The 13,286-nt window shown below is 43.4% G+C and carries 10 protein-coding genes; 5 read left to right on the top strand and 5 right to left on the bottom strand.

What is annotated here, in order from left to right; genetic code table 11:
- Positions 1–88: 88 nt before the first annotated feature.
- Entirely contained in the window at positions 89–892 is an 804-nt protein-coding gene (locus G576_RS0105165) for a hypothetical protein (protein WP_027973702.1), read from the bottom strand.
- Positions 893–1,050: 158 nt separating this feature from the next.
- On the opposite strand from G576_RS0105165, the gene G576_RS0105160 reads away from it, so the two are divergent.
- The 5 genes from G576_RS0105160 (at position 1,051) to G576_RS0105140 (ending at position 5,809) form a co-directional block, all read left to right on the top strand.
- The gene (locus tag G576_RS0105160) at positions 1,051–1,887 is read left to right on the top strand and encodes a hypothetical protein (protein ID WP_027973701.1); all 837 of its coding nucleotides are present in this window, start codon (positions 1,051–1,053) and stop codon (positions 1,885–1,887) included.
- Between the two features lie 23 nt (positions 1,888–1,910).
- Entirely contained in the window at positions 1,911–3,185 is a 1,275-nt protein-coding gene (locus G576_RS0105155) for a toxic anion resistance protein (RefSeq protein WP_027973700.1), read from the top strand.
- A gap of 63 nt (positions 3,186–3,248) precedes the next feature.
- The gene (gene hslO, locus G576_RS0105150) at positions 3,249–4,115 is read left to right on the top strand and encodes an Hsp33 family molecular chaperone HslO (RefSeq protein WP_027973699.1); all 867 of its coding nucleotides are present in this window, start codon (positions 3,249–3,251) and stop codon (positions 4,113–4,115) included.
- On the top strand, positions 4,108–5,085 hold the full coding sequence (gene dusB / locus G576_RS0105145) for a tRNA dihydrouridine synthase DusB (RefSeq protein ID WP_027973698.1): 978 nt from the start codon (positions 4,108–4,110) through the stop codon (positions 5,083–5,085). Before hslO ends, dusB begins: the two co-directional genes overlap by 8 nt.
- A 127-nt stretch (positions 5,086–5,212) precedes the next feature.
- Positions 5,213–5,809 carry a DUF6287 domain-containing protein gene (locus G576_RS0105140; RefSeq protein ID WP_027973697.1) on the top strand — a complete coding sequence of 199 codons (597 nt, stop codon included), beginning with the start codon at positions 5,213–5,215 and terminating at the stop codon, positions 5,807–5,809.
- A 37-nt stretch (positions 5,810–5,846) separates the two neighbouring features.
- On the opposite strand, the gene G576_RS0105135 is transcribed toward G576_RS0105140, so the two are convergent.
- From G576_RS0105135 to rpoC, 4 genes are all read right to left on the bottom strand, one after another.
- A complete protein-coding gene (locus tag G576_RS0105135; protein WP_027973696.1) occupies positions 5,847–8,291 on the bottom strand; it encodes an ATP-dependent Clp protease ATP-binding subunit in 2,445 nt (814 codons plus the stop codon).
- Between the two features lie 2 nt (positions 8,292–8,293).
- The gene (locus G576_RS0105130; RefSeq protein WP_027973695.1) at positions 8,294–8,749 is read right to left on the bottom strand and encodes a CtsR family transcriptional regulator; all 456 of its coding nucleotides are present in this window, start codon (positions 8,747–8,749) and stop codon (positions 8,294–8,296) included.
- A gap of 185 nt (positions 8,750–8,934) precedes the next feature.
- The gene (locus G576_RS0105125) at positions 8,935–9,300 is read right to left on the bottom strand and encodes a DUF1033 family protein (RefSeq protein WP_027973694.1); all 366 of its coding nucleotides are present in this window, start codon (positions 9,298–9,300) and stop codon (positions 8,935–8,937) included.
- A 228-nt stretch (positions 9,301–9,528) separates the two neighbouring features.
- Positions 9,529–13,167, bottom strand: a complete 3,639-nt coding sequence (rpoC, locus tag G576_RS0105120) for a DNA-directed RNA polymerase subunit beta' (protein WP_027973693.1) — start codon at positions 13,165–13,167, stop codon at positions 9,529–9,531.
- Positions 13,168–13,286 lie beyond the last annotated feature (119 nt).

The following is a 13,286-nucleotide window of genomic DNA, read 5'->3' as shown; positions in this document are numbered from 1 at the left end:
ATTTATTGAAGCCCTCTGAACCTTCCCCGAGGCTTCATTCAGAGCATCTTCAATTTCAACTGTATCTGGTTTTTTGTCATCATTACTCCTAGTCGGTTACTGTTCCTGATTTTTGATAAAGCAAAAAGTCGCCTGAGGCATCCTTTTTGAAATAAAGGGTAATGTTGTCACCATAGGAACTGCTAAGATATTGTACACCAAGTGTTAAATCATTATTAACAGCGACTCCCCAGATGTGATGGGCGGGCCCATAGGTTGCCAAAACATTTTTTAGTGAAGCGCCTCCCTTACCTGTCGAATCTCCGACAACTAAGGACTGAAAATCTTCAGTTTTCCAATCATGCTTCGCCTCTCCCACTTCTTCTTCATAGGGTACACCCGATAACCCAATACTGGTCTTAGAATTCAAGGTAAAACTACTATCATAGTCAGCAAACAAGAGTGTGACAGAGCTATAGGTATTTTCTGCTTCCCCTACTGCTTGATAGGTTACATAAATAGAATCTCGCTCTCCAGCTAAAGTGCTAGACTCTATTTTCGCAGGTTTTCCATACGTTTTGATAACATCTTGAAGTGTCGTTTTGGACATGCCTGAGGTGTTCCAGTCCAAGGTTTCATAGTCTTCATAAGTCCAAGAAAAGGCCTTACTTTCTATCTCGTCTGACTGTAAATATTGAGCGAAGCTATCAAAATCAGTATAATTTACCCTTTCTGTACTTCCCCAGAAGTAGCGGTAAACTAGTAAGCCTGAAACCATTACAAGACCTAAAGCTAGAGCATAAATCCACCATGGTTTCCCCTCTTTTTCCTCAATTTGTTGACGCTCTAGGTATTTTTCCAGATCTCTTTCTAACTGTTGAAAGTTATCACCACTTGGTCTATTTTTGGTCATCAGTATCTCCCTTTGTCTATTATTATAGCATAAAAAATCTGTTCAAATTTCTTGTCCAATCATCACTTTCTTTTTAAAAATCTATACAAACACTTGCTATTTCTATTGATGTTGAGATAAAATGATGGAGAGCTATTCCCGTAAAGAAAGGATCATCTATGTCTCAAAGATACTCTAAAAAGCCCTTTAGCTTTGGAAAAATCATCGGTATCTTGTTTGTTATCGCTCTATTTTCCGAATATCTGATTCCATTATTACTTTTTCTAGGTGCCGGTTATGGTGTCTACTATTTAACCACTCATAAGTCGGCTTTGGAAAAGAAGAACACCGCACTACGTTTACAGGATTTGAAAGAATTGATTTCCCAGTGCGACCGCCAGATTAAATTACTCGAAAGTTACTTGGATGATAAAAATGTTACCCAATACAGCATATTAGCACGTCAGGTTTTACCGCAACTTTCTACTATTAAAAATGAAGCTGACGCTTTAAAAAATAACATGGATCGCGACATTTATAAACGAGTCATGAAAAGAGCTAGCAACGAAGAAAATAATATCAAAACACAGTTGCAAGCCCTTAATATATCAGCAACTTCCTCACCCCTTTCAGACCAAGAAAAAGACATCTTGACACGCGCACCTGAGATCGCAGGAACCTATCAAAATATCCAGCGTGACCACATGGAAATTCTCGAAAAACTCCAGAGTGCTGAAAATGCAGCCGAGCTCCGTGCCCTCCACGACATCAACATGAAACGCTTTGAGGATATTCTAGATGGCTATCTAAAAATCAGAGAAAACCCTAAGAATTACTATAACTCCGACCAACGACTGGAGCAAGCTAAATCGGCACTGGAAAAATTTGATAAAGATCTTGACGAAACTCTCCGTGAACTTAATGAAAGTCAGCTCAGCGATTTTGAAATCAGCCTGCGCATGATGGAGCAAAAAACGAACGCCGACCCACTTTCAGATGCCTCTGATATCTACTAGCCCCACAACAGAAAGGACTTCCCATGACAGATACATTTAACATTGACATTGACGCTATCGCTAACAACGCTCTGACTAAAAGCGACAAAACAACACAAATCATCGAAACATCAACAGGTACAACAGGACAAATGGCTTTTTTAGAAAAGCTGACGCCCGAACAACAAGACGCTATCCAAGCCAAAGCACCAGCACTGGTCGATAGTTTTGTAACTGACCAAAACGCCCTGCTTGATTTCGGAACATCTGCTGTCGAAGGAGTCAACACCACTGTCAACCACATTTTGCTCGAACAGAAAAAATTAGAAATCCCACAAGTTGACGAACTCCTCTTGAACGCTAACCGTGAACTCAATGGCTTTGTCGCTAAGTACAAAGATGCCAAGCCAGCTGATTTGGAGAAAAAGGAGAACTTCTTCAGCAAGTGGCTCAAGCAGAGCAAAACAACACTTCAAGACTTCTACTTTGATGCCAAATCCATTGAAGACAAATTGGACGGCATGGCTGTGACCGTCGTCAAACAAGAAGATACCCTTGCTCGCAATATCGTTTCCGCTGAAAAATTAATTGAAGATAATACCAAATCTATCGAAAACTTGGTTGGTGTCATCGCCTTTATCGAAGCCACTCAGACCGAGTCAACAAACCGCGCCAGCCTTCTCCAAAAAGAAATCGCTCAGCTTGATAGCACCACACCAGATTATCAAGTCAAGAGCAACGATTTGGCTCGTATGACCGAGGTTATCAATACCCTTGAGCAACAACACACCGAGTATGTCAGTCGCCTCTATGTGGCTTGGGCAACAACACCACAGATGCGCAACCTCGTCAAAGTTTCTTCAGACATGCGCCAAAAATTAGGTATGCTACGCCGCAACACCATCCCAACCATGAAACTGTCCATCGCCCAACTCGGTATGCTCCAACAATCCATCAAATCTGGAGCAACTGCGGATGCGATTGTCAAGGCCAATAATGCTGCGCTGGAACTTCTGGCTGCAACAAGTAAAGAAGCGATACCAGCTATCGAACGGGCAGCTCAGAGTCCAACAATCTCTATCCAATCTGTCACAGCTCTGGCGGAAAGCCTTGTCACTCAAAACAATGGCATTATCGCCGCTATCGAAAATGGACGCAAACAACGTGCTCAACTAGAAAGCGCCATTATCAAATCTGCGGAGACCATCAACGATTCTGTCAAACTCCGCGATGAAAAAATTGTCCAAGCCCTCCTCAATGAAGGAAAACAGGTGCAACGTGATATTCACGATGTCACACCTGATGAAGTAAACGCTTAAAAGAGAAAAACGAGGCTCAAGCAGACCTCGTTTTTCTTCCCTTTATGTTATAATGGAAACACTATGGATAAACTTATAAAATCAATTTCAACATCAGGTTCTTTCCGGGCCTACGTGCTTGACAGCACAGAAACAGTTAGAACCGCTCAAGAAAAACACAAGACCCTATCATCCTCTACGGTTGCACTCGGTCGGACTCTTATTGCCAATCAAATCTTAGCTGCCAACCAAAAAGGGGACAGCAAAATCACGGTTAAAGTCATTGGCGACAGCTCATTTGGTCACATCATTTCAGTTGCCGATACCAAAGGACATGTCAAAGGCTATATTCAAAACACTGGTGTCGATATTAAAAAGACAGCTACTGGCGAAGTTTTAGTTGGTCCTTTTATGGGAAATGGCCACTTTGTTACCATTATTGATTATGGAACTGGAAACCCATATACTTCCACAACTCCTCTTATTTCTGGAGAAATCGGTGAAGACTTTGCCTACTATTTGACCGAATCAGAGCAAACCCCATCAGCCGTCGGCCTCAACGTTCTCTTAGATGCAGAGGATAAGGTCAAGGTTGCGGGTGGCTTTATGGTTCAGGTCTTGCCTGGAGCTTCTGAAGAAGAAATCGCTCGTTATGAAAAGCGTCTCCAAGAAATGCCTGCTATTTCAACTCTACTAGAGTCAGACAATCATATCAATGCTCTATTGTCTGCCATCTACGGTGAGGACAGCTACAAGATTCTCTCTGAAGAAGAGATTGGATTTGCCTGTGATTGCTCACGTGAACGTTTTGAAGGTGCTTTGATTACTCTTGGAAAAGCAGAGCTGAAAGCTATGGCAGAAGAAGACCACGGTGCTGAAATTACTTGTCAGTTCTGTGGCAAGACCTATACCTTTACCGAGCATGATTTGGAGGGCTTGATCAATGACTAAGCTCAGCTCTTCCTTCATGATTGGGACTGTTGAAATTCCACACCGTACAGTTTTAGCACCTATGGCTGGTGTCACCAACTCTGCCTTTCGAACCATTGCCAAGGAATTTGGTGCTGGCCTTGTGGTCATGGAAATGATTTCTGAAAAAGGACTTCTTTACAATAATGAAAAGACCCTCCACATGCTCCACATTGATGAAAACGAGCACCCAATGTCTATCCAGCTCTTCGGAGGCGATGCTGAAGGCCTGAAACGTGCTGCTGATTTCATCCAAAGTAACACCAAGGCTGATATCGTAGATATCAACATGGGTTGCCCTGTCAACAAGGTGGTCAAAAACGAAGCTGGCGCTAAATGGCTCAAGGATCCAGACAAGATCTACCATATCGTCAAGGAAGTAACTTCAGTCCTTGATATTCCCCTAACCGTTAAGATGCGCACGGGCTGGTCTGATAGTAATCTAGCCGTTGAAAATGCCCTAGCTGCTGAGTCTGGCGGTGTTTCTGCCCTTGCCATGCACGGGCGTACCCGTGAGCAAATGTACACAGGGCACTGCGACCACGAGACCCTAGCCCGTGTGTCAAAAGCAATTACAAAAATTCCATTCATCGGAAATGGTGATGTGCGTAGCGTCCATGACGCCAAGTACATGATTGAAGAAGTCGGTGTAGATGCCGTTATGATTGGCCGCGCAGCTCTTAACAACCCCTACCTCTTTACCCAGATTAATCATTTCTTTGAAACTGGCGAAGAATTACCTGATCTTCCCTTTGTCAAAAAGCTGGACATTGCAGAAGAACACCTGCGTCGCTTGGTTGATCTCAAGGGAGAAAAAATTGCTGTCCGTGAATTCCGTGGCCTAGCTCCTTACTATCTCCGTGGTACTTCTGGCGCTGCTAAAGTTCGCTCTGCTGTTGCTAAAGCCGAAACTTTCGAGGAAGTTCAAGAACATTTTGATGTATTGAGATAACATCTTAACAACTATCTATAAGGTAGTTGTTTTTCAGTACACAAAATGAATTATACTGTTGACTTTGAAATATTTTTGTAATATAATGTAACCAAATAGAAACAATAAAACAAAGAGGTTGCCTATTATGAAAACAAACCAAAAAATAACAGCTGTCGTTCTCCTTAGCTCTCTCTTTCTTTTAGGAGCTTGTGGCAAAAAAGAAAATAAAGACACCAGTAGCAACACCAGTGTGAAGAGCAGTAAGGTCGCCAAAGCAAAAGCTAATACATCAGAATCAACAACCAGTCTCTCTGAGACTGAGACAACATCCCTTCAAGCAGAAACCACTTCTGTTGCTAGTCTAGTAACTGAAAACCAGACTGATGAACAGACCGCTCCTCAAGCAAATTCAAGCATCGATATCACAGCTCTAGTCAATAACGACTTCAGTAGCATCGCCGGCTCTTGGTCAAACGACCTTGGTGAAACCATCACTATTGCTGCAGATGGACAAGTCACAAGCACTGAGCGTACAGTTCCCCATAAAATTGTTTACGGAGAAACGCACGATAATATTTTCTCAGCAGGTATTGGGGATCCAAACCAACTCGTTGGGGGAGCTGCTTTTATCGTCATTCCTGCTGGCATTCCAAATCCTCACTTTGGAGACACTACTCAGGCAGACCGTATTCTCATTGGACAATCTGAGGATGCAGATAAACACCCATTCACTCGAAATTAAAGAAGAAAGCCTCACGCCAAATAGACGTGAGGTTTTTTTAGACTATCTCAAACTTTAATTTCCCTTTAGACAGGCCGATTTTTAGGGTTTGACCCGCTGACAAATCTCCTGCGAGAATTAATTCTGACAGCTTGTCTTCGACTTGGGTTTGCAGAGTTCTACGTAGTGGACGGGCACCCATTTCCACATCGTATCCATCTTGAGCAAGATGCTTAAGAGCAGCGGGCTGGATTTTCAAATCCACGCCTTTTTCCGCCAATGCCTTGATTACAGGCTGCACCATAATCTTAACAATTTCCTGCATATGTTTCTGATCAAGACTGTGAAAGACCACCTTCTCATCAATACGGTTGATAAACTCTGGACGATAAGATTTCTTGAGTTCTTCTAGGATGCGCTTCTCCATCGCTTTATGGTCTTGGGACAAAGCTGGCGCACCAAAACCAACGGTCTTATCATCACGTAAAGCTGTCGCTCCTAGATTTGAGGTCATGATGATAATGGTATTTGAAAAATCAACCTTACGACCACGTGAATCCGTGAGGACACCATCATCCAAAACTTGTAAAAGAACATTGAAAATATCTGGATGAGCCTTTTCCACTTCGTCAAAGAGAAGAACTGAATAAGGTTTGTTACGAACCTTCTCCGTCAACTCACCCCCCTCATCATAACCAACATAGCCTGGAGGAGCACCATTGAGGCGACTTGCCGCGAATTTTTCCATATACTCAGACATGTCAAAGCGAATGAGAGCTGACTCATCATCAAAGAGGACTTCTGCCAGTGCCTTAGCAAGTTCAGTCTTACCAACACCTGTCGGTCCTAAAAACATGAAAGAGCCAATTGGACGTTTGCCTGTGCGGATACCTGATTGGTTACGACGAATGGCACGGCTGATAGCTGATACCGCTGCATCTTGTCCAACAACACGCTTGTGAAGCTCTTTTTCTAAGGTCAAATATTTCTGACTATCCGTTTGTCCCAATTTTTCAACTGGAATACCTGAAAGGCGACTAAGAGTTGTTAGGATATGATCCTCTGTAACTGGAATAGCTGAACTTTGTTTTTCTTTCTTACTTGACTTCAATAGTTTGCCAACCAGTTTTAAATCTCCTGCTAGAAGGGCTCGATCAAGTGGCGTTAAGGCTTCTACAGTCTCCTTTTTGGTCATGACTTGAACAGTGGCGCTAGCTTCATCCAGCAAATCAATAGCCGAATCTGGAAGCTGTTTGCCAGTCAGGTAACGGTGCGCAACTTTTACCGCTGTTGTAACAGCAGCATCTGAAATCGTCACATTATGAAAGATTTCATAGCTTGGACGAAGTCCCTTCAAAATGTCAATCGCATCGGTAACACTTGGTTCTTCAATGATAATTTTAGCAAATCGACGCGAAAGTGCGGCATCTTTTTCTAGATGTTTTTGATACTCCGACTGAGTTGTCGCTCCAACCATGTGGAGAGTTCCACGTGAAAGAGCGGGTTTTAAAATATTAGCTGCATCAAGAGTCCCATCAACACCACTTCCTGTTCCCATAATGGTGTGAAGCTCATCGATGAAGAGAATAATTTTGCCATCTGCTTCAATATCCTCAATAATTTGATTCATACGTTCTTCAAAGTCACCACGAAAGCGGGTCCCTGCAACAACTGACATCATGTCCAGCTCCAAGACCCTCATACCTTGAAGTTCATAAGGGATTTCACCTGTTGCAATGCGCTGGGCAAGACCATAGGCCAGAGCAGTTTTACCAACACCTGCATCTCCGACAAGGACTGGATTATTTTTTGTTTTACGGCTGAGAACCTGAATCATACGAGTAACTTCCTTATCACGTCCGATAACAGGATCCAACAGTCCCTGCTCTGCCATTGCCGTCAAATCACGGGTAAAATCCGATAGCTCACCTGCCGTTGAAGGTGGTTTCATCATATCTGAAAAGTTACCGCCAGATTTAGATTTCTTCGGCTTTCTGAGCTCATGGAGGGCTTTCAAGTTTTCCTTGGTGATGCCGGCATGGCGCTCCAAGGTCTTTCTCAAATCAATCAGACGCAGGGAATTCCCGTCATCTTTAACTTTGAAACCAGCCAATTCCAAAATTCGAGTAGCCAGAAGATCAACATTGACCAACATGGCAAAAAGGACATGTTCCGTTCCGACTTCATCGTTTCCCATCACTTTAGCAATAGCTGACGCATAGTCCAAAACTTCTGTCAATGCCTTAGATGATGGGCACAAAAGATTTGTTCTTGTCACCTTATCCTGCGGAGCTTTTCCCATAGCCAGAATAGCTGCTGCTTCATACTCCTCTAAAGGCACCTCATCCTCATACTCAGAAAATGTCAATCCCGCCACTGAATCATGGAGCGATACCATTGCTAAAAGCAGGTGCCAGGTTTCCAAATAGGAACTCTCATAACGTGCAGCCTGTTCCTGTCCAAGACGGAAAACCTCCTGCATTTTTATCGAATACTCAACCATACTTAACCTTTTCTATCTAATCTTTGAAGAATTTTGCGGAGTTGCCTTGCTCGAATTTGATTAGCATCCGCCCCTAAAATTTCATCGCTGGACACAACCAGCAACATGTTACCTTCTCGTTCTGTAATGACCCCTTGATCATATAGGAGCTGCATCAAGTCAGCAAATACCTGCTCACTAGGATTCTGGCAATGTTTACTGAGTAAGTCACCTAAAAAATGGTGCTGATCGGAGAAAGCAATCTTAACGATGCGAATGTAACCTCCGCCACCACGTTTGCTTTCTACTACATAGCCACGACTCTCTGTAAATCGGGTCTTAATCACATAGTTAATCTGACTAGGAACTACTTGAAACACCTCAGCTAATTGTGAACGTTGAATCTCAGCCACGCCAGTCTGAGCAAGTAATTGCTTGATGTGCTCTTCTATATAATCAGATGTGTTTTTTAATGCCATAGCTCCTCCTCTCCTTAGTCTCTAGTCACTTTGTAACGTTATATTTTTTGACTAATACTGACCTTATTATAACAGAAAAGGAGATATTTTTGTAGTATTTGCTCGATTTCCAAATCTTTAATAACTTCATATCCCATTTCCTATTTTAAGACAAACAGCCCATCTCATCAGAGTGGGCTGTGTTTTTAGATGGACAAGCGACAACTTGAGGGCTGGCGAAGAACCGCATTGGACAAATGCAACTCAGGATTATGATAATCTTCAGAGATGAGTTCATAATCTCTGAGTAATAAAATTGAATGGTATTGTTGCAGGTCTTCTACGCATTCTTCGCACCAGCGCAATTCTTTTTCATCCCAGAAGGCCGCCAAATAGGCCGAACGGCTTTCAAAATGAGAAAATTGCGTTTTCATGCTCTGCCATTTGGCTAGATAATCCTCTTTAGCTTCTTCAAAAGTTTTGAACTCCCGTGTTTCCGTGATGTCATTCTTCCAATCTTCCAAAAACCACCAAGGTTCAAAATCCCCAAACATGTTTATAACCTGATACATAATTAAGATACCGAGAGCGTTAAGAAAGCGAATCTCTTTTCTGATACTTGTAGTTCAGTTTCAACGACTAACTAATCTGAACAGAATGCATACTCTCTTTCCTTTCCACCTTTTCTCTAATCGCTCGCTTATTATAAACCATTTTATCTCTAATGTGAAAGAATATGCTCAAAAGGGATTTCTTCGTTCGGTTTACAAAAACAGTTCCTTGCGGAACTGTTTCGTGTTTTAGTCTTCTTCAGTTGTGACGAGATCTTCAACTGTTTGAGGTTCTTCAATGATTTCAACTTCATTGATGGCTTGTGGTTCGATGTTTCGGTAACGAGCCATACCAGTACCAGCTGGAATGATCTTACCAATGATAACATTTTCTTTAAGACCAAGAAGGTGATCTTTCTTACCACGGATAGCGGCATCTGTCAGGACACGAGTTGTTTCCTGGAAGGATGCTGCTGACAAGAATGAGTTGGTTTCAAGCGAAGCTTTTGTAATCCCCATAAGAACTGGGCGTGATGTTGCAGGAATGCCACCAGCGATAACGATATCTTTGTTGGCATCTGTAAAGTCAGCGATGTCCATGAGAGTACCTGGGAGCAGGTCTGTGTCTCCTGGATCCATAACACGTACTTTGCGAAGCATTTGGCGAACCATTACTTCAACGTGTTTGTCTCCGATTTCTACCCCTTGGCTACGGTAAACTTTTTGTACCTCAGCAAGTAGGTAGGTCTCAACTGACAAGGTGTCACGTACTTCAAGCAGGCGTTTGGGTTGAATTGACCCTTCTGTCAGAGCAGCACCACGTGCGATTTCGTCACCAACTTCAACCTTCATGCGAGATGTGAATGGTACCACGTATTCACCCATACCAGTCTCTCCTTGAACGTAAACTTTTTTGGTACGGGTTGAAGCATCCTCTTCGATTTCGATGACAGTTCCCTTAACTTCAGTGATCACAGCTTCCCCTTTAGGGTTACGTGCTTCAAAGATTTCTTGGATACGTGGAAGACCTTGTGTAATGTCGGTATTTGAGGCTACACCACCCGTGTGGAAGGTACGCATGGTAAGCTGTGTACCAGGCTCACCGATAGATTGAGCAGCGATGGTTCCGACTGCTTCACCAACCTCAACCGCATCACCTGTTGCTAAGTTGATACCATAACAGTGACGGCAGACACCATGACGAGTGTTACATGTGAAGACTGAACGGATAGTCACTTCTTCAACACCAGCTTTGACAATAGTTGCTGCCATATCTTCTGTAATCAAAGTATCTGGACCAACAATCACTTTTCCAGTTTCTGGGTCTTTAACAGATTTCTTCGTGTAGCGACCAATCAGACGTTCTTCAAGCGTTTCAGTCACTTCTTTACCATCAGTAATGGCACGGATAAGAAGCCCACGGTCAGTTCCACAATCATCTTCGCGGATGATAACGTCCTGGGCAACATCAACCAAACGACGGGTAAGGTAACCTGAATCGGCTGTCTTAAGGGCTGTATCGGTCATCCCTTTACGCGCACCGTGGGTTGAGAAGAACATTTCCAAAACGCTCAAACCTTCACGGAAATTAGATAGGATAGGAAGTTCCATGATGCGTCCATTAGGAGCTGCCATCAAACCACGCATACCGGCAAGTTGTGAGAAGTTAGAGATGTTACCACGAGCTCCTGAGTCCATCATCATAACGATTGGGTTCTTAGGATCTTGTGTTTCAATCAAGCGTTTTTCAAGGGCTTCTTTAGCTTCACGCCATGTTGTTGTAACAGCAACATAGCGGTCATCATCAGTCATGAGACCTCGACGGAAAGCCTTGTTAATTTGTTCAACTTTTTCATGGGCCGCTTCAATAATTTCAGCCTTGTTATCAATAACAGGGATATCGGCAATACCCACAGTCAAGCCAGCAAGGGTTGAATGGTAGTAACCCAGGTCTTTGAGACGGTCAAGGAAGGCTGAGGTTTCGGTTGTACGAAGACGTTTGAAGGTTTCAGCGATAATGTTTCCGAGATTTTTCTTCTTGAATGGAACATTGATTTCCAATGAATTAATGACTTCTTGGATATTTTGCCCTGGCTCAAGGAAGTATTTGTCAGGTGTCCCTTCTGTCAAGTTGGCATTGTTAGGCTCTTGAAGGTAAGGAATTTCTGCTGGAATCACATCGTTAAAGAGGATTTTACCAACAGTTGTCACCATGATTTTGTGAAGTTGGTTTGGCTTCCAAGGTTTGTTCGGCATGCTATCAACAGCGATACCAACGCGTGAGTGCAAGTGAACGTAACCATTTCGGTAAGCCATCACAGCTTCATCACGGTCTTTGAAGACCATACCTTCACCTTCACGACCAGCATCTTCCATGGTCAAGTAGTAGTTACCAAGAACCATGTCCTGAGAAGGCGTTACGACTGGTTTACCGTCTTTAGGGTTAAGGATGTGTTCAGCCGCAAGCATGAGAAGACGAGCTTCAGCCTGTGCTTCTTCAGAAAGTGGGACGTGGATAGCCATTTGGTCCCCGTCAAAGTCTGCATTGTAGGCCTCACAGACAAGTGGGTGAAGACGAAGAGCTTTACCATCGATAAGAACTGGTTCAAAGGCTTGAATACCCAAGCGGTGAAGAGTCGGTGCGCGGTTAAGGAGAACTGGGTGTTCTTTGATGACTTCTTCAAGAAGGTCCCAAATACGCTCGTCTCCACGCTCAACCATGCGCTTAGCCGCTTTGACGTTACCTGCCATCTCGCGAGCAACGATTTCACGCATAACGAATGGCTTGAAGAGCTCAATAGCCATTTCCCGTGGGACACCACATTGGTACATTTTCAATGTTGGACCAACGGCGATAACGGAACGTCCGGAGAAGTCTACACGTTTACCGAGCAGGTTTTGACGGAAACGTCCTTGCTTACCTTTCAGCATGTGACTGAGAGATTTAAGCGGGCGGCTACCTGGTCCAGTAATCGGACGACCACGGCGACCATTATCAATAAGGGCATCCACCGCTTCTTGAAGCATCCGTTTCTCGTTTTGAACGATAATTCCTGGAGCGTTTAGCTCTAAAAGGCGAGCCAAACGGTTGTTACGGTTGATAACACGACGGTAAAGGTCATTAAGGTCAGAAGCTGCAAAACGGCCACCATCCAACTGAACCATAGGACGAAGATCTGGCGGAATAACTGGAAGGATGTTAAGAATCATCCATTCTGGCTTGTTGCCAGATTTATAGAAGGCGTCAAGAACATCCAAACGACGAACTGCCTTGACACGTTTTTGTCCAGTTGCAGACTTCAATTCTTCTTTCAGCTCTGCGATTTCTTTTGGCAAATCAACGCGTTTGAGAAGATCTTGAATCGCTTCTGCACCCATTTTGGCAACGAAAGAACCGTAGCCATACTCTTGAAGTTTTTCACGGTATTCGCGCTCAGTCAAAAGTGATTTGGGCTCAAGTGGTGTGTCCATAGGATCAATAACCACATAAGCTGCGAAATAGATGACTTCCTCAAGAGCACGTGGACTCATATCCAAAGTTAGCCCCATACGTGATGGGATGCCTTTAAAGTACCAAATGTGGGAGATTGGAGCTTTAAGTTCGATGTGACCCATACGTTCACGACGCACCTTAGCACGTGTTACCTCGACACCGCAACGGTCGCAGACAATCCCTTTATAACGGATACGTTTGTATTTTCCGCAGGCACATTCCCAGTCTTTTGTAGGACCAAAGATGACTTCATCAAAAAGTCCTTCGCGTTCTGGTTTCAGCGTACGGTAGTTGATTGTTTCAGGTTTTTTAACTTCACCATAAGACCACGAACGGACCTTACTTGGTGAAGCTAATGTGATTTGCATAGATTTAAAACGATTTACGTCAACCACTAGTATTACCTTTCTTTTTTATCTTGAACAAAGCAGAGCTAAGTTCAATTAGACAGAAGTAGAGGTCGTAGGAGCTGCGAATAGATTTCTATTCACAAGCTCTTCCTCTCTTTAAAAAT

Source organism: Streptococcus porci DSM 23759 (assembly GCF_000423765.1).
GTDB lineage: Bacteria > Bacillota > Bacilli > Lactobacillales > Streptococcaceae > Streptococcus > Streptococcus porci.
The sequence above is the reverse complement of the archived record's forward strand: the minus strand, read 5'-3'. Positions and strand labels throughout refer to the sequence as shown.

Bases quoted from the DNA above. Each gene is read 5' to 3' on its own strand.
- G576_RS0105165 (WP_027973702.1), bottom strand. From the start codon at position 892: ATGACCAAAAATAGACCAAGTGGTGATAACTTTCAACAGTTAGAAAGA.
- G576_RS0105160 (WP_027973701.1), top strand. From the start codon at position 1,051: ATGTCTCAAAGATACTCTAAAAAGCCCTTTAGCTTTGGAAAAATCATC.
- G576_RS0105155 (WP_027973700.1), top strand. From the start codon at position 1,911: ATGACAGATACATTTAACATTGACATTGACGCTATCGCTAACAACGCT.
- hslO (WP_027973699.1), top strand. From the start codon at position 3,249: ATGGATAAACTTATAAAATCAATTTCAACATCAGGTTCTTTCCGGGCC.
- dusB (WP_027973698.1), top strand. From the start codon at position 4,108: ATGACTAAGCTCAGCTCTTCCTTCATGATTGGGACTGTTGAAATTCCA.
- G576_RS0105140 (WP_027973697.1), top strand. From the start codon at position 5,213: ATGAAAACAAACCAAAAAATAACAGCTGTCGTTCTCCTTAGCTCTCTC.
- G576_RS0105135 (WP_027973696.1), bottom strand. From the start codon at position 8,291: ATGGTTGAGTATTCGATAAAAATGCAGGAGGTTTTCCGTCTTGGACAG.
- G576_RS0105130 (WP_027973695.1), bottom strand. From the start codon at position 8,749: ATGGCATTAAAAAACACATCTGATTATATAGAAGAGCACATCAAGCAA.
- G576_RS0105125 (WP_027973694.1), bottom strand. From the start codon at position 9,300: ATGTATCAGGTTATAAACATGTTTGGGGATTTTGAACCTTGGTGGTTT.